This is a genomic window from Promicromonospora sp. NPDC050880 (genome assembly GCF_044456525.1).
Lineage (GTDB): Bacteria > Actinomycetota > Actinomycetes > Actinomycetales > Cellulomonadaceae > Promicromonospora.
In genome coordinates, this window is the sequence record NZ_JBITFV010000003.1 from 46,571 (window position 1) to 63,251 (window position 16,681).

The window sequence follows — 16,681 nt, forward strand, 5'->3', positions numbered from 1 at the left end:
CGCGCAAACCTGGCAGGGTGATATCCGTCTTTCGGATGACTTTGTGGGACAGACCGGCGTGTCGGTAGGGGTGTGCCGTGTCGTGTCGGTGGGTGAGGAGAGGATCAGGGCATGGACCGCGACCAGGCCAGGAAGATGAAGGAGCAGCTCGCAGCGTTCGCCCGGGAGCTCGCCGAGCGCCACGGGGTCGTGGCGACACCGCGGTCCCTGGAGGGGCACACGACCGGAGAACGGGTGTCGGAGGCGGCCGACGTCGTGCGGGCGCCCACCCTCGCGCTCGGGCTGGTGCCGCAGGGCGAGGGCGGTTTCGGCATCGCGGTCCGCTACCGGCTCGGGGTCCCCCGCGCCCGTTCGATCGTGCGCAAGGTCACGGCGGAGATCGGGCCCGACGCCGACGTCCGGCGCACCGGCCGCATCCGCCCCGTCAGCGAGCTGGGCCCGCGCCCGCCCGCACCGACGTCGCTGGCGTCCGGCGACACCGACCGCCGGCGGCCGATCCGGCCCGGCGTCTCCATCGGCCACGTCGCCGTCACGGCGGGCACCCTCGGCGCCTTCGTCACGCGCACGACACCCGGCAGCGACGGCGCGCTGTACGCCCTGTCGAACTACCACGTGCTGGCCGGGTCCCCCGAGGCCCGCCCGGGCGACGTCGTGCTCCAGCCCGGGCCCGCCGACGGCGGGCTGGCGCCCGGCGACCGGATCGGGGAGCTCACGCAGGTGGTGGACCTGGACGCGCTCGAACCGGCCGCGACGGACGCCGCGATCGCGCGCCTGGACCGGGTCCCCGTCGACTTCGACTACCCCGTGGGCCGGGTGGTGAAGACGGCCCGTGCCCTCGGCGGTGAGATCGTCGGCAAGGTCGGCCGCACGACGGCGATCACGCGAGGCCGGGTCACGGCCATCGAGCTGGACGACGTCATCGTGGGGTACGAGGACCTCGGCGCGCTGAGCTTCGACGACCAGATCGAGATCGAGAGCCTGGACGACGGCCCGTTCTCCCGGGGCGGTGACTCCGGGGCGCTCGTGTACCGGGAGGACGGCGTGGCGCTCGGCCTCCTGTTCGCCGGTTCCGAGTCCGGCGGGCGCAGCGGGAAGGGCCTCACCTACGCGAACCCGATCGACCAGGTGCTGGAGATCCTGGGGATCGAGCTGGCGCGGGAGGCGACGCACCCGTTCGGGTGACGTCCGGTGCGCGCACCAGCGTTTCCCCCGCCCGGGCGTGTCGCGGGAGACGGGGAACCTCGTGGGCGTGTCCGCACGGCGTGTCAGGCGCCGTCACCCCGCTGACCTGCGGTGCCGCGTGGCGGTCGGCGACGTGGTCCAGGACACGCCCCGGCCCGCTGGAAGGGGGTAGACACGGGGGACACAATGGATGACCAGGAGGTGATCGGGATGGCAACACTCGACGAGGCTCGGTCCGCAAAAGCCGCATTGCGGGAAAAAGTGACCGGACTGGACGGTGTCATCGGCGTCGGCGTCGCCCCTGAGTTCACGACGTCCCTCGACCAGCCACTTCGCGAGCACCGTGCGCGCAAGCACGCGGAACCCGGCACGTCGCCGGTGGAGGTGCTCACCGAGGAGGTCTCCGTGGAGCAGGTGACCGGCCCCGGCGGGAGCTGGGTGCTCCAGGTCAACGTGACAGACCCTCGCCTGGTGGACAAGGTCCCCGAGGAGATCGACGACGTGGCCGTGCGCGTCCGCGTCGTCGGCGCCGTCAAGGCAGGCTGAGCGCGACCTCCGCCGGGGTGGGACGCGAACGTCCCGCCCCGGCGGACGCGTGTCAGCCCAGGGTCGCGGGCAGCTCCGGCGTCTCGCCCAGCACCCGCTCGGCCAGGAAGGCCGAGACCACCTGGTACCAGACCTTGGCGTTCTGCGGCGTGAGCACCCAGTGGTTCTCGTCCGGGAAGTACAGGAACCGGTGCTCCGTCTCGCCGTCGTCCGAGGCGGGCAGCCCCGACCTGGTCAGCAGCTCGAACCAGAGCCGCAGCCCCTCACCGACCGGGACGCGGTAGTCCTTGTCGCCGTGGATCACGAGCATCGGCGTGCGGATCTCCCCCACCGACAGGTGCGGGCTGTTCTCCAGCGCCATCTCCGGCGTCATCTCGCGCGCCCAGTAGTAGCCCGCGTCCGTCGTGGGGCCGAACTGGTCCAGCGCCCACAGGCTCGCGTGCGTCACGACCGCCTGGAAGCGGTCCGTGTGGCCCGCCACCCAGTTCGCCATGTAGCCGCCGAACGAGCCGCCCATCGCCGCGGTGCGCGTCCCGTCGATCTCCGGCAGCGCCTCGGCGGCGTCGGTGATCGCCATGAGATCGGTGAACGGCGCCTTGCCCCACGCACCCCAGCCGCGCTGGACGAACTCCTGCCCGTACCCGGTGGACAGCGCGGGGTCCGGCAGGAGGACCGCGTAACCCTGGGCGACCATCAGCCACGGGTTCCAGCGCCAGCTCCACGCGTTCCAGGAGCCGAGCGGGCCGCCGTGGATCCACAGCAGGAGGGGTGCGGGGGCGTCCGGGCCGGCGTCGGGCGGCAGCGCGAGCCAGGCGCGCACGCGTGAGCCGTCCTCGGCCGTGGTCTCGATCTCGGTGAGGGTGCCCGGCAGCGCCGGGGCCGGGACGGGCGAGCGCAGCAGCGTCGCCGCGACCGGCGTCCGCTCCCCCGGCGCGCCCGAGGCGACGAAGCCCGCCAGGTCGATCCGGACCGGTTCGGCCGGGGCCGCGTAGGAGGACCGCAGCGCGAGCACGGCGGCCCCGTCGGGCGTCACCGACAGGTCGGAGAAGACGGCGTCGTCCGAGGTCACCTTCTCGACCACCACGTCGGTGCCCGGCAGGGCGCCGGTGAACGTGAGGAGGAAGACCGGGCCGCGCCCGTCGTCGTCCGCCTGGACCAGCAGGCCGCTGCCGTCCGGGAGCCACGTGGGCCGACCGGGCCAGCGGTCCCAGTCGTCGGCGAGGACCACGGGCTCGGCGGAGCCGTCGGCCGGCACCAGAGCCAGGCGGATCACCGGGGCCTCGTGCGGCGTCGAGATCGACTCGGTCACGTACGCGACCCAGGCGCCGTCGGGCGAGACGCGGGGCGCCGTCGCGTCGGCGTCCGGGTCGTCGACCAGCACCCGGCGGTCGCCGGTGGCGGTGTCCACGGCGACGAGCGTGCTGCGGGTGGCCGCTCCGGCGTCCGGCACCGCCCAGGTCAGCACGAGCGTGGTGCCGTCCGCGGACAGGTCGGCCGCGTGCTCCTCCAGGTGGCGGCCGGGGCCCGTGAGGTCGCGCAGGTCGAGGTGCCGGCCGTCGGCGGGCTCCGTGCCCGACGGCGTGGCAGCCGTCTCCGTGCCCGACGGCGTCGCGGCCGGCAGCGGGGACGCCGGCTCGTCGGTGAGCGCGGCGAGGTCGCCCACGAGACGCCGGTCCTGGTCGGGCCCCAGGTCGTGGTCCCAGAACCGGACCGGGTAGCCCGTGTGCAGGATCGCCGACACCTTCTGGTCTTTGCGGGCCTTGCGCAGCCCGGCGTCCTGCGTCAGGTCCTTCGCGGACGGCAGCAGGCTCGCGGCGACGCTCACGACGTCGGCGCTGCGGGCCGCGAGCGCCCCGGACACGCCACCTGGCGCCGTCGCGACCACGCGGGCCTCGCCCCCGTGCGCGGGCAGGAGCCAGAGGGCGGGCACCGGGTCGTCGCCGTCCTTGCCGTCGGGGTCGGGCCGGGCGGAGGTGAACAGGAGGTCGCCCGACCGCGTGAAGACGGCGGACGACTCCCCCTTCGCGGACCGGGTGAGCCGTCGGGCGGGGGCCGCACCGGTCGGGTCCACCTCCCACAGGGCCGTGCGGTAGGCGGTGCGCTCGCCGTCGAGCGTCTGGACGGTGGCGACGAGGCGGGTGCCGTCCTGGCTGGCCGCGAGGCCGGTCAGGCGCGGGACGGCGACGTAGTGGTCGAGGTCGTGGAACGGGGTCTGCGCGGTTTCGCTCACCGCCCACGTCTACCACGCCCGCGGCCCGTCGTGGGCCTGATTTTGGTCAGCGCTCCGTGCGCCTGGCCTGTTCCGCCTTCTCGGCCAGCATGGCGTTGTACGCCTCCAGCTCGGCGTCGCCGTCCCGCTCCGCCTTGCGGTCTGTACGCCGCGCCTCCCGGGCGTCGGACCGCGTCCAGGAGATCGCCACGCCGACGGCGAGCAGCAGCGTCGGCAGCTCCCCGATCCCCCAGGCGACGGCGCCGCCCTTCTGCTGGTCCACGATGGCGGACGGCCCCCAGGGCCGGCCCATGAGCCCGAACCAGTCGGGGACCAGCAGCGCGGTGCCCGAGGTGAGTGCGACACCGAAGAACGCGTGGAACGCCATGGTGGCGAACAGGAGCACCAGGCGCAGCGGGTACCCGGGACGGGAGGGACCGGGGTCGACGCCGATCAGGGCGTTCGCGAAGAGGTAGCCGACGAGGGTGAAGTGGGCGACCATCCACAGGTGGCCCGCGTAGGTGGTCAGGGCGAGCTCGAACAGGGGCGTGAAGTAGAAGACGATCATGCCGCCCGCGAACAGGACGGCGGCCACCACCGGGTTGGCCATGAACCGGCCCCAGGGCGAGTGCACCAGCGCGAGCACCCATTCGCGGGGACCCCACGAGTCGTCCTTGCGCGCCGGGACCGCCCGGACGAGCAGCGTGACCGGCGCGGCCAGCACGAGGAACAGCGGCACCACCATCGCGAGGATCATGTGCTGCACCATGTGCGCGCTGAACAGGACGTGCCCGTAGGTGGCGGCGCCGCCGTTCGTGGCCCAGAACAGGACCAGGATGCCGAGGCACCAGGAGATGGTGCGGCCCACGGGCCAGGCGTCGCCACGGCGACGCAGCCGCAGGGTCCACCGCACGTAGACGAACAGCGCGGCCGCGCAGGCGAAGGCGAGGACGACGTCCCACTGGAACTCGGTGAACCAGCGCACGAGCGTGGGCTCGGGCGGCAGCGGGTGACCGGTCACGAGCTCGGCCGGGGTGGGGTCGGTGATGGGCTCGTCGGGCACGGGCGGCGCCGTGGAGCCGAGGGCGACCGCCACGCCGGACACCGCGCCCATCACGCCGACCTCGACAGCGGTGAGCCGCCAGAACAGGCCGATCGCCGCCTTCCGGGTGGTGCCGGCGGAGAGCCGGGAGACGACGGTGCTGCGGTGCAGGTAGCCCAGGCTGCCGAGGACCACCAGCAGCGCGACCTTGACCACCAGGAGGATCCCGTAGTCGGTGCCCAGCCCGTCGAGGGAGCCGATGCGGATCCAGGCGCTGACCAGCCCCGAGACCGCGACCGCGACGAAGCACCAGAACGCGATCTCCGAGTAGCGCCGGATCACGTCGGGCGTCGCGGCGTACCGCAGGCCGACGAGCGCGACGGCCGCGAGGCCACCGATCCACAGGGCCGCGCCACCGAGGTGCAGGAACAGGGCCGAGATGGCCAGGTCGTGGCTCGCGGCCCCGGCCGCGTGCCCGGTGGAGGACTGCATGCCGAGCGCGACCACCGGCAGCGCCAGGGTGCACAGGGCCCCCACCGGGCCGCGCACCAGCAGGGCGACGGCCGCCGTCAGCGCGGCGACGATGACGATGCCCAGGTAGGTGCGGCCCACGGTGATGGTCGAGACGTACTCCATCAGCGCCGGACCGAACCCGCCGGCGTCCAGCGGCAGGTAGGTGGACCACGAGAAGCGCAGGACGAGCTGGACCAGGGCGGCGAGCGTCCACAGGCCCGCGGCCACGCCGGCCACGCCGAGCGCGCGGTCCACGAGCGGACCGCGCGGCAGCACGAAGGCCGCCAGCGCGAGCGCGCCCACGGTCACGGCCAGCGCGAGCTCGGTGACCACCGTCGCGACGGGTGCCCCCCAGCGCACGAGCGCGCCCGGGTCGGTGAAGTTCGTGAACGCCGTGAAGGCGCCGGAGAAGGCGCCGGCCGCGACGAGGGCCGCGAGCGCCACGAGGGCCGCCGCCGGCAGGGCGACGGCGAGCCAGGACGGGCTGGCCGGGCCGCTCGCGGTGCTCGTCCGTGCGGTTCTGCTGGTCCTGTTCCGGGCGTCGGTCGGGGTCACGCGGTCCAGCCTAGGCGTGCCACGGCGCGGTTCTGACCGTCCGCGGGTGTCCGGTTGACCACGGCGTGAGCAGGCCCGAACCGGGCATTTCGACGAAGTTCAGGAAAAGTTCGGCCGGATTATGCACCAAACCCAACCCTTTAGCCCTCTTCTGCGTTGTGACCAGTGTGGACCTCGCGAACATCATCACCGAGACCGACGACTCCGTGCCGTGCTCGGAACAGCCCGAGCTCTGGTTCGCGGAGCATCCGGCGGACCTGGAGGCGGCCAAGCGCGCCTGCGCCGAGTGCCCGCTGAAGGCGCAGTGCCTCGCGGGCGCTCTCGCCCGCCGCGAGCCCTGGGGCGTCTGGGGCGGCGAGATCGTCGTCGACGGCACCGTGCGCAGCCGCAAGCGCCGGCGCGGCCGGCCGCGGTCGATCGGCGGTATGCGCGTGGCATGACGCCACGCGGCCCGGGTGGCGGACCGCCACCGGGCACCGGACCTTGCCCGGGGCACGGCGATCGAGTCCAGTCGCCGTGAGCTGCCGGGACCGCGCGCCCTTCGCACCGGGATCTCCCAGACGGATCCGGGGGCGCACGGCCCCGGTCGCACGACACGTCAGGCCCTCAGGTCGGTGACCTGAGGGCCTGACGTGTGCGGTCGTCCGGTGGATCAGCCCCAGACGAGGCCGCGGGCCGGGTCCTCCAGCACGCGCGCGACGTCGGACAGGAACCGGGCGCCGAGCTCGCCGTCGGCCAGCCGGTGGTCGAAGCTGAAGCTGAGCGTCGTCACCCAGCGCGGCTTGACCTTGCCCTTGTGCACCCAGGGCTGCTGGCGGATCGCGCCGAAGGCGAGTATCCCCGACTCCCCCGGGTTGAGGATGGGCGTGCCGGTGTCGATGCCGAAGACGCCCAGGTTGGTGATGGTGATGGTGCCGTCGGACATGTCGGTGACCGAGGTGCGCCCCGCTCGTGCGGTCGCCGTCAGCCCGGCCAGCGCCTTCGCGATGCCGAGCAGGTCGAGCGTGTGCGCGTCCTTGATGTTCGGCACCACGAGACCCCGGGGCGTGGCCGCGGCGATGCCCAGGTTCACGTAGTGCTTGTAGACGATCTCCTGGGCCGCGTCGTCCCAGGAGGCGTTGATCTGCGGGTGGCGCTTGACGGCGAGCAGCACCGCCTTGGCCGCCACCAGCAGCGGCGTGACCTTGACGTCCGTGAAGTCGCGGTCCTCCCTGAGCGCCGCCACGAGCTTCATCGTCTTCGTGACGTCGACCGTGTGCAGGACCGTGACGTGCGGTGCGGTGAACGCGCTGGCGACCATGGCCTCCGCGGTGCGCTTGCGCACCGAGCGGACCGGCACGCGCGTCTGGCGCCCGTCCGGCGAGACCACGCCGGAGGCGAGCCAGGGCTCGTCGTCCGGGTAGTGCGTCAGGGTCGTCACCGTGGAGCGCTCGGCGTGGGCCACCACGTCCTCACGCGTCACGATGCCGCCGGGACCCGTCGCGTGGACGCCCGCCAGGTCGACCCCGAGGTCCTTGGCGAGCTTGCGGACGGGCGGCTTGGCCAGCACGCGCGCACGGGCGGCCGTGGTCACCCCGTTGTCGGACGGCGGGGTGGCCGCCCTGGGCGGTGCGGGTGCGACGGGCGGTGCCGCAGGTGCGGGGGCCGCCGGGGCGGGGGTCACCGGCGCGGGGGGCACCGGCGCCGGTGCGACGGCGACCGGGGCCGGGGCTGCCGGGGCGGAGGCCACCTGGTGGCGGCGACGCCGACCGGTCGCCTTCGCCTCGGCCGTGCCGTACCCGACGAGCACCGACCCGGAACCCTCGTCCTGCGCGCCCTCGGCCGGCACCGCGGCGCCCTCGGGCGACGCACCTGCGGGCGCACCGCCGGCGTCGGGCACCGCGATCTCGATGATCGGGGTGCCGACGTCGACCGTGGTGCCCGCCTCGACGAGCAGGGCGGCCACGGTCCCGGTCCACGGCGACGGCAGGTCGACGAGCGACTTCGCCGTCTCGATCTCGACGATCGTCTGGTTCACCTCGACGGAGTCGCCGACGGCGACGCGCCACTCGACGATCTCCGCCTCGGTGAGGCCCTCGCCGACGTCGGGGAGCGGGAACCTCTGGTTCTTCGAGCTCACTCTCGGTTCACTCCTGGCTCAGTGCGCGAAGGCACGGTCGACGGCGTCCAGCACACGGTCCACGCTCGGCAGGTACTCGTGCTCGTGCTTCGCCACGGGATACGGGGTGTGGAAGCCGCCCACGCGGAGCACCGGCGCCTCCAGGGCGTAGAAGCACTCCTCGGTGACGCGGGCCGCGATCTCGGCGCCGGCACCGAAGAACACGGGGGCCTCGTGGATCACGACGCAGCGCCCCGTCTTGCGGACGCTGGCCACGACGGCCCCGGTGTCGAGCGGCGAGATGGCGCGCAGGTCGACCACCTCGGCCGAGCGGCCCTCCTCCGCGAGCGCGGCCGCGGTCTTCAGCGCCGTCTCGACGGACGGCCCGTAGGCCACGAGCGTCACGTCGGTGCCGGACCGGACCACCTGGGCCGCGTTCAGCGTGGCCGAGCCCACCGTGACGTCGAGGTCGACCTCACCCTTGGCCCAGTAACGGCCCTTGGGCTCGAAGAAGATCACCGGGTCCGGGGAGGCGATCGCCTCCTGGATCATCGTGTAGGCGTCCTGCGGGCTGCTCGGGGAGACCACGCGCAGGCCCGCCGTGTGCGCGAACAGCGCCTCCGGGCTCTCGCTGTGGTGCTCGACGGCGCCGATGCCGCCGCCGTACGGGATGCGGATGACGACGGGCATGTCGATCGCTCCGCGCGTGCGGTTGTGGATCTTGGCGAGCTGGGTGGTGATCTGGTTGAACGCCGGGAAGACGAACCCGTCGAACTGGATCTCGCAGACCGGCCGGTAGCCGCGCATGGCCAGGCCGATGGCGGTGCCGACGATGCCGGACTCCGCCAGCGGCGTGTCCACGACCCGCTGCTCGCCGAACTCCGCCTGCAGGCCGTCGGTCACCCGGAAGACACCGCCCAGCGGGCCGATGTCCTCACCCATGAGCATGACCTTGTCGTCGTGCCGCATCGCGGCGCGCAGACCTTCGTTGACCGCCTTGCCGAGCGTCAGGGTCTTCGTGCCGGACGCACCGGACGTGGTGTGCGTACGTTCCGCCATGGTTGTCATCGTGCGCCTCCCTGGGCCGTCTCCGCGATCGCGTACTGCTCGGCCGGCGGGTCGCCGGCCTCGTATGCCTCGTACCAGGCCCGCTCGGAGGCGACGATGCCGTGCGGGGTGGCGTAGACGTCGTCGAAGGTCGAGACGGGCGCACCGCCGTCCAGGGCCCGGACGCCGGAGCGCAGGCGGACGCCGAGCTCGTCGGCGGCCGTCTGGACCTCGACCACGAACTCGTCGTCGAGCTCGCCCTCGGCCCGGAGGAGCGCGACGAGGCGGTCGATCGGGTCGCGCCGGCGCCACACCTCCTCCTGGTCGGTGGTGCGGTAGCGCGTCGGGTCGTCCGACGTCGTGTGGGCGCCCATGCGGTAGGTGAACGCCTCGATGAAGCTGGGGCCCTCGCCCGCGCGGGCCCGCTCCAGCGCCTCCTGCGTCGCGGCGTAGACGGCGAGCACGTCGTTGCCGTCGACCCGCAGGCTCGGCATGCCGAAGCCCTCGCCGCGGCGGTAGAGCGGGGTCCGCGTCTGCCGGGTGGTCGGCTCGGAGATCGCCCACTGGTTGTTCTGCAGGAAGAACACGACGGGCGCCTGGTTGACCGCGGCGTACACCATGGCCTCGTTGACGTCGCCCTGCGAGGTGGCGCCGTCGCCGAAGTAGGTGACCACGGCGGTGCCGTCGTGCTTGTCGAGCGGGGTGCCGTCGCGCTGGACGCCCATGGCGTAGCCGGTGGCGTGCAGGGTGTGCGCGCCGATGACCACGGTGTAGACGTTCGCGTTGTGCTCGTTCGGGTCCCAGCCGCCGTGGTCGGACCCGCGGAAGAACCGCAGCCGGTCGACGGTGTCCACGCCGCGGACCTGCAGCACGCCGTGCTCCCGGTACGACGGGAACACGTAGTCCTGCGGCCGCAGGGCGTAGGCGCTGCCGACCTGCGCGGCCTCCTGGCCACGAGAGGGTGCGTACAGGGCCAGCTCGCCCTGGCGCTGGAGCGACGTCGCCTCTTCGTCGAAGCGGCGGGTCAGGACCATGTCGCGGTACATGCCACGGAGGTCTTCCGCGGTCAGGTCCGCTGCGCGGTCGCGGTACCCCTTGGTGCCGCGTGTCGTGACGCGGTGCCCTTCGGGGTCGAGTAGCTGCAACGTCGGGATCGCCTCGTTGGAGCCGTTGGTCGTAGTCACGCTTTCCTCCTTCGACTGCGGACGCGAGCGCCCGCAGTTGCGGAGACGCCCGGCCCGTTCCGGGGACCTTTCCATCCTGGCACGGGTCCAGCCGGAAATATGGCCGATCCGCAACCTACGCTCTCGTAGCCTACGCAAGCGTAGGCTACGGCTCCGTAGGTTGGTCTGCCGCGATCCCGCCCAATCTCTCGCCGACGCGTTTGTCGGGTTCCGCCAACACCCGCGACGCAGTCTCGGCGCCCTGACCGGAGTCTCGCGCGGGGCTGGCCCTCCCAGGGCGAGTGGTCGGTAAGAGGTCAGGTGATCGGCACCCCGGGGTGCCGATCACCTGACCTCTTACCGACCACGCTGCCGACCACGCTGCCGGTTGCGATGTCTCACGCAGTCGTGTGGCGCACCACCCGGGAGGCCAGCAGCGCGAAGACGACGGCGCAGGCCGCCTGCGCGGTCACCGCCGTGACCAGGCCGACGGTGAGCCCCGAGCCCGGTCCCGTGGCTGCTGCCAGCGGCGTGCCGTCCGCCGCACCCGCCACCGCGTGGAAGAGCCCGCCCAGGAGCGCCACGCCCAGGCCCAGGCCCAGCTGCTGCAGCGTGGTGAGCAGTCCGCCCGCGACACCGGCCGCCCAGGTCGGCGTGCGGGAGAGCACGGTCTGCAGCGCGGGGCCGTACATCATCGCCTGGGCCGCACCCAGCGCGACCAGCAGCGGCTGCAGCACCACCGGGGCGGTCCCGCCGCCGTCGCGCCCCACCACCAGAGCGATGCCGAACAGCACCACGGCCTGCCCCGAGGCGGCGTACACCATGATCCGCGGCCCGACCCGCCGCAGGATCCGGGGCAGGGCGAGCGCCGTGACCACGAACGCCCCGCCGAACGCGAGCAGGAGCACGGCGGCGCCCCAGCCGTCGGCGCCCCACACCGTCTGCGAGTACTCCGAGATCTCGTACAGGAACGCGCCGTAGGTGACGAAGAAGAGCATCGTCATCAGCAGTCCGATCCGGACCACCGGCACGCGCAGCACGCGCGGCGGGACCACGGGCAGCAGGCCGCGGCGTTCGGCGCGGCGCTGGGTGAGCGCGAACAGGGTGAGCGTCACGGCAGCGACCACCAGCAGGCCGACCGCCCAGGCGGGCCAGCCCGCGCCGGGGCCGGTCGTGAGCGGCACGACCAGCGCCACCAGGCCACCGCCGAGCAGCGCGGCGCCCGGCAGGTCGAGCGCGAGGGGCGCCTCGGACCGGGACTCGGGCACCGCCCGCAGGCCGAGCAGGGCGCCGAGCGCGATGATCGCCGTGACGATCTGGACGGCGCGCCAGCCGAGGTGCGCGGGCAGGGCGACCACGAGAGCTCCGGCGGCCACCTGCCCCACGATGGTCGCCACCGCCCCGGCCGCCGTGAACAGGATGATCCCCCGGGACCGGAGCGCGTCGGGCGCCGTCGCCTGGATGGTCGACAGCACCTGCGGTGTGAAGAGCCCGGCGGCCAGGCCGAGGGCGGCGCGCAGCACCACGAGGTCCGTCAGGCCCTGGGCCAGTGCGGTGAGCACCGCCAGCACGCCGAAGCAGGCGAGACCGACGGCGAAGAGCCGCCGCCGGCCGTACCGGTCGCCCAGCCGGCCGGCGACGACCAGGCCGGCGGCGAACGTGGTCGTGTAGGCCGACAGCACGAGCGCGCCGCCGGCCGGGCTGACCGCCAGGTCCGCGGCGATGGCCGGGACCAGCAGGTTCACGGCACCGAACGTGAAGTTGACGGGGACGAAGCCGAGCAGCAGCACGGCCAGCCCGCCGCCGGTCAGGGCGCGGGTGGTGTCCGGGGCGGGCGATGTCGCACCGTCCGCCGGTGCGGCGACGGCCGGGCGCACGCGGGAGTCGACGGCCGTGGGGAGGGATGGCGTCATGCTCCGACCATGCGCCGTCGGTCATCCTGGTACCAGGAGCCTGTTCATACGGGTACCGGCGCCACCTGGTTGTGCGGCCGCCGCGGGGTGACACTGGTTCGGTGACCACCACCGACCCCGACCACAAGGCGCTCGGTGCCTTCCTCCGGGAGCGCCGCGGTCGCGTCACCCCGGCCGATGTCGGGCTGCCGCAGTCCGGCCGCCGGCGGACACCCGGGCTCCGCCGCGAGGAGGTGGCGCAGATCGCCGGCGTCGGCGTCACCTGGTACACGTGGCTCGAGCAGGGGCGCGCGCCCAACCCGTCCGACCAGGTGCTCGACGCCGTGGCCCGGGCACTGCGGCTGCGGCCCGAGGAGCGGCGGCACCTGATGATCCTCGCCGGGCGGGCGGCCGACACCGACGCCGGCGTGCCCAACCCGCTGATGCGGGTGCTGCCCGAGCACGTCCTGCTCCTGGAACGGCTGCTCCCGTACCCGGCGGCGATCCAGACCGCCGCCTACGACCTGGTCGCCGCCAACCGCACCTACCGGTTCCTGTTCGGCGACCTCGACGCCGTGGACCCCGCCGACCGGAACTGCGCGTGGCTGCTGTTCACGCACGACGACTGGCGTGACAGCCTCGTGGAGCCCGAGGTGGTGCTCCGCGACCTCGCCGGGCGGCTGCGTGCCCGCGAGGCCGAGTTCCGGCACCACCCGCGATGGGAGGGGCTGCTCGGCGGCCTGCGCGAGCGCTCGCCCGAGTTCGTGCGCTACTGGGGCGAGCACGAGGTGCGCGGCGACCGGCCGGGCCAGCTCCGCCGCTACCGGTCCTCCCGGGTGGGCCGGGTCGACGTCGTGTTCCAGAGCCTGTGGCTCGACCGGGACCGCGGTGAGCGCATCGTGGTGCTGACGCCGGCCGACGACATGGCCGCCCGCCGGATCGAACGGCTCGACTCGCTCGTGGGTGCGGCCCCGGCCTGGACCGCACGGGACGGCGTGCTGGCGGACGCGCTCATCGGCTGAACGTGCCCGGGCCGGCCCCGGCGTCAGGTCAGTGTCAGGTCAGCGCCAGCCCGCCGCGATCCGCAGGAACGCGTCGTTCGCCGCGACCTCGCCGATGGTCACGCGGAGCCCGTCACCCGCGAACGGACGGACCAGGACGCCGCCGGCGGTCGCCTCGGCGGCGCGCTGGACGGTCTGCTCGCCCAGCCCGAACCAGACGAAGTTGGCCTGCGTCCCGGGCAGGTCCCAGCCCTGGTCGCGCAGGGCGTCGGTGACGCGCGTGCGCTCGGTGACCAGCGCGTCGACCCGCTCCAGCAGCTCGCTCTGCGCGGCGGGCGCCAGCGACGCGAGCGCGGCGACCTGCGCCAGGTGCGAGACGCCGAACGGCGTGGACACCGACCGGATACCCGCGGCCAGCCGGGGTTCGGCGACCGCGTAGCCGACGCGGAGACCCGCCAGCCCGTACGCCTTGGACAGGGTGCGCAGCAGCACGACGTTCGGGTGCCGGCGCAGCACGTCGACGCCGTCGGGCACCTCGGGGTCACGCACGAACTCCAGGTAGGCCTCGTCCACGACCACGAGCACGTTCCGCGGCACCGCCGCGAGGAACGTCTCCAGCTCGTCCGCGTGCACCGCGGGACCGGTGGGGTTGTTGGGCGTGCAGACCAGCACCACGCGGGTGGCGGACGTGACGGCGGCCGCCATCGCAGGCAGGTCGAGGCGGCCCGTGCGCTCCTGGACCGGGACGGTCACGGCCTTGCCGCCCGCGACCGCCACCGCGATCGGGTACGCCTCGAAGGACCGCCACGGGAAGACGACCTCGTCCCCGTGCTCGACGACGGCCTGGAGCACGTGCGAGAGCACGGCCACCGAACCGTTGCCGACCACCACGTTCTCGGCCGCCACGCCGGTGTGCGCCGCGAGCACCTCGACGAGCTCGCCGGCGTACATGTCCGGGTACCGGTTCACCTCGGCCGCGCCGCGCGCTATCGCCTCCAGCACGGACGGGAGCGGCGGATAGGGGTTCTCGTTCGACGAGAGCTTCCAGGCCTGCGACCCGGTGGCGACGCGGGCGCCGGGAACGTAGGCGGGCAGGGCCGACACGGCGGCCCGGAGCGGTACGGATGCTTCTTCCACGGGGGTCAGCATGCCACGATGGCCGGATGAAGCTCGTGGCGCGCATCCTCATCACCGCACTCGCGATCGGGCTGTCGGCTCTGATCCTCGGTTCGCACATGGACGTCGTGAGCGACGGCACGACCCTGGGCACGATCCTCGCCCTGGTGGTGGTGGCCGTCGTCTACGGCCTGGTCCACATGGTCGTGAAGCCGATCGTCCAGCTCATCTCGCTCCCCCTCTACATCCTGACGCTCGGCCTCGTGTCCGTGCTGGTCAACACCCTCATGCTGTGGATCACCACTCTCATCACGAACCAGTCCTGGTTCTCGGACCAGCCCAACTGGGGGCTCGAGGTGACGGGCGGCTTCTGGTGGTACGTGCTGGCCGCGCTCGTGATCTCGGTGGTGCAGACGATCCTGCTGGCCCTGCTGCCCAACCGGGTCTCGGACTGAACCCGCGGCCGGACGGGCCGGTCACGGGCCGGCCCGTTCGACCCGGTAGTACGAGGTGGTCACGCTCTCCCCGGCCAGCCGTGGTCCGATCCGGCCGGTCACCTCGGCCACCCGCGGGTCGCCCGTCGCGAGGGCGAGGTCCAGCGTGCGGACGTGCGTGGCGACCGAGTGCGCCGCCGGCAGACTGCCCGACGCCGCGCGGTCGCCCGGGTCGGCCGAGTCCTGGAGCGACCGGACCACGGTGACCCGGTCGCGGGTGCGAGGGTTCTCCGCACCGGACCGGCCGTCGGTGTTCGAGACCAGCTCCTCCGGGGTCTCCAGGTGCAGCACCGGGACACCGGGCGGCGCCGGGATCAGCCCGGTCGGGGAACCGGCGGTGACCAGGCCACCCACGCGGTAGCGCGCCGTGAAACCCGCCCGGGACACCAGCGCCGCCGCGGCGATCCCGCCCAGGCTGTGGCCCACGAGGGTGACGGGCTCGTCGGGCCCGACGCCGGAGTCCGCGAGTGCGCGCTCGATCGCCGCCGTCGCACCGTCGGGCTGCCCGGCCATGAGCTCGACGTCGGTCCGCCCGTCCCAGGGGTGCCCCGCCGGGAGGGCCGACTGGGTGCCGGGCACCAGCACCGTCCAGGACACCGCGCCGTCCTGCCCGGTCACCCTCTGGACCGCGATCGTCGCCGGGGGCGCGCCACCCGGGCCCGGGTAGAGGTCGTCGACCCGGGCCAGTGCCTCACGGACGGAGCGCGCGCCGGTGGCGGACCAGGCGGGCACGGCGCCGGACGCGAAGTCCTCCGCGCCGAGCCGCGTGAGCCGGACCCCGGCGTCGTCGTCGCCCAGGAGGGGTACCTCGCGGGCCACGTGCGCGAGGACGCCGGCCCCGCCGGCAACCCCCGGCCGGCCCCCGGCCGGCCCCGGCTGCGCGAACGCGACGCCGCCGCCCAGCCCGGCGACCACCTCGTCCGACCACGGGGCCAGCCCGCGGGTCGCGGCACCGGCGACCGCTCCGGCCACGGGCGTCAGCGCGCCGCCCGTCGCCCCGGCGCCGCCCAGCCGGCCGGCGGCCTCCGCCGCTCCCAGCGCACCCACCCCTGCCAGGCCCAGCCACCCCAGGCTGCCGAGCGCCGCCCCCGTGCCGAAGGTGCCCGCGGTCACGAGCCCGCCGACCAGCCGCTCGGCCGTCGACTCGGCCTCCTCGTACAGGCCGGCCACGCGCAGCAGCCGCCAGGCCAGGAGGTCGCAGGCCCGGGCACGCTCCGCGAGGCAGCGGGCGACGTCGCGCGCCAGCGATGCCGGGCCCGACGCACCGATCCCGCCGGCGCCTGCCCCGGTGTCGCCAGCCCCACCGACACCCGGCAGCGCGAGGTCCCCGCTGACACCCAGGCAGCGCACCGACGCGGCCCTCAGGTCCTCGGCGACGCGCGCCAGCCGTGCCGCGGCCCCGCGCACGGAGTCCGTCTCGGCCGAGGACAGGCTCGTGCCTCCGTACACGGCCACGGTGTCCTCCGGCGCCAGGCTCACCGCGCCCACCCGCCGTAGGGCTCCCCCGGCACCGCCTGCACGCCCGGCACCGCCACCTGGGCCGCGGCCCGCACCGTCTCGTCCAGCAGCGTGCGGTCCCGGGCGAGGGCCCGGGCCTCCTCGGCCACCGCCGCGCGGTACAGGTCGGCCGCCCGCGCCCGCCACTCGACGTGGCCGGCCGCGCCCAGCTCCGCGGCCGACCGCTCCACCAGGGCCACCACCTCCGCGAGCGCCGCGGGCGCCCCTCCCGTCAGCACGCGGCGCGGCCCGTCCGTCGTGCTGTCCCGTCCACGTCGGGTACGCACGTGCCGCCTCTGCTCATCGGCTCCACTCCGTCCGGTCCT

General features: G+C 74.2%; 14 protein-coding genes. 5 read left to right on the forward strand and 9 right to left on the reverse strand.

The window, feature by feature from the left end; translation table 11 throughout:
- Positions 1 to 111 precede the first annotated feature (111 nt).
- Entirely contained in the window at positions 112 to 1,182 is a 1,071-nt protein-coding gene (locus tag ACIBBF_RS06980; RefSeq protein ID WP_397411885.1) for a hypothetical protein, read from the forward strand.
- Positions 1,183 to 1,443: 261 nt separating this feature from the next.
- Positions 1,444 to 1,728, forward strand: coding sequence for a hypothetical protein (locus ACIBBF_RS06985; RefSeq protein WP_397411887.1), 285 nt, complete (start codon positions 1,444 to 1,446; stop codon positions 1,726 to 1,728).
- A 52-nt stretch (positions 1,729 to 1,780) separates the two neighbouring features.
- On the opposite strand, the gene ACIBBF_RS06990 is transcribed toward ACIBBF_RS06985, so the two are convergent.
- Both ACIBBF_RS06990 and ACIBBF_RS06995 read right to left on the reverse strand, forming a co-directional pair.
- Positions 1,781 to 3,958 carry a S9 family peptidase gene (locus ACIBBF_RS06990; protein WP_397411889.1) on the reverse strand — a complete coding sequence of 726 codons (2,178 nt, stop codon included), beginning with the start codon at positions 3,956 to 3,958 and terminating at the stop codon, positions 1,781 to 1,783.
- Positions 3,959 to 4,004: 46 nt separating this feature from the next.
- Entirely contained in the window at positions 4,005 to 6,047 is a 2,043-nt protein-coding gene (locus ACIBBF_RS06995; protein ID WP_397411891.1) for a cytochrome c oxidase assembly protein, read from the reverse strand.
- A gap of 167 nt (positions 6,048 to 6,214) precedes the next feature.
- Here ACIBBF_RS06995 and ACIBBF_RS07000 point away from each other — a divergent pair, with 167 nt between their 5' ends.
- Positions 6,215 to 6,487: a WhiB family transcriptional regulator gene (locus tag ACIBBF_RS07000; RefSeq protein WP_397412677.1), complete on the forward strand. Its 273-nt coding sequence runs from the start codon at positions 6,215 to 6,217 to the stop codon at positions 6,485 to 6,487.
- Positions 6,488 to 6,699: 212 nt separating this feature from the next.
- Here the strand turns inward: ACIBBF_RS07000 and ACIBBF_RS07005 are convergent, their stop codons facing one another.
- From ACIBBF_RS07005 to ACIBBF_RS07020, 4 genes are all read right to left on the reverse strand, one after another.
- Positions 6,700 to 8,166, reverse strand: a complete 1,467-nt coding sequence (locus tag ACIBBF_RS07005) for a dihydrolipoamide acetyltransferase family protein (RefSeq protein ID WP_397411893.1) — start codon at positions 8,164 to 8,166, stop codon at positions 6,700 to 6,702.
- Between the two features lie 18 nt (positions 8,167 to 8,184).
- Entirely contained in the window at positions 8,185 to 9,213 is a 1,029-nt protein-coding gene (locus tag ACIBBF_RS07010) for an alpha-ketoacid dehydrogenase subunit beta (protein WP_397411895.1), read from the reverse strand.
- Positions 9,210 to 10,376, reverse strand: a complete 1,167-nt coding sequence (gene pdhA / locus ACIBBF_RS07015) for a pyruvate dehydrogenase (acetyl-transferring) E1 component subunit alpha (protein WP_397411897.1) — start codon at positions 10,374 to 10,376, stop codon at positions 9,210 to 9,212. The genes ACIBBF_RS07010 and pdhA overlap by 4 nt, the downstream gene beginning before the upstream one ends.
- Before the next feature lie 377 nt (positions 10,377 to 10,753).
- On the reverse strand, positions 10,754 to 12,268 hold the full coding sequence (locus ACIBBF_RS07020) for an MFS transporter (RefSeq protein ID WP_397411899.1): 1,515 nt from the start codon (positions 12,266 to 12,268) through the stop codon (positions 10,754 to 10,756).
- A 101-nt stretch (positions 12,269 to 12,369) separates the two neighbouring features.
- On the opposite strand from ACIBBF_RS07020, the gene ACIBBF_RS07025 reads away from it, so the two are divergent.
- The gene (locus ACIBBF_RS07025) at positions 12,370 to 13,269 is read left to right on the forward strand and encodes a helix-turn-helix transcriptional regulator (protein WP_397411901.1); all 900 of its coding nucleotides are present in this window, start codon (positions 12,370 to 12,372) and stop codon (positions 13,267 to 13,269) included.
- Positions 13,270 to 13,308: 39 nt separating this feature from the next.
- On the opposite strand, the gene hisC is transcribed toward ACIBBF_RS07025, so the two are convergent.
- Positions 13,309 to 14,397: a histidinol-phosphate transaminase gene (hisC, locus tag ACIBBF_RS07030; protein WP_397411903.1), complete on the reverse strand. Its 1,089-nt coding sequence runs from the start codon at positions 14,395 to 14,397 to the stop codon at positions 13,309 to 13,311.
- A gap of 14 nt (positions 14,398 to 14,411) precedes the next feature.
- Between hisC and ACIBBF_RS07035 the strand changes: the two genes are divergently transcribed.
- Positions 14,412 to 14,819: a phage holin family protein gene (locus ACIBBF_RS07035; protein WP_397411905.1), complete on the forward strand. Its 408-nt coding sequence runs from the start codon at positions 14,412 to 14,414 to the stop codon at positions 14,817 to 14,819.
- Between the two features lie 21 nt (positions 14,820 to 14,840).
- Here the strand turns inward: ACIBBF_RS07035 and ACIBBF_RS07040 are convergent, their stop codons facing one another.
- Together ACIBBF_RS07040 and ACIBBF_RS07045 are read right to left on the reverse strand one after the other, a co-directional pair.
- Positions 14,841 to 16,337 carry a hypothetical protein gene (locus tag ACIBBF_RS07040; protein ID WP_397411907.1) on the reverse strand — a complete coding sequence of 499 codons (1,497 nt, stop codon included), beginning with the start codon at positions 16,335 to 16,337 and terminating at the stop codon, positions 14,841 to 14,843.
- Positions 16,334 to 16,642 (reverse strand): hypothetical protein, encoded by a 309-nt coding sequence (locus tag ACIBBF_RS07045; RefSeq protein ID WP_397411909.1) that lies wholly within the window; start codon positions 16,640 to 16,642, stop codon positions 16,334 to 16,336. The genes ACIBBF_RS07040 and ACIBBF_RS07045 overlap by 4 nt, the downstream gene beginning before the upstream one ends.
- Positions 16,643 to 16,681: the final 39 nt, after the last annotated feature.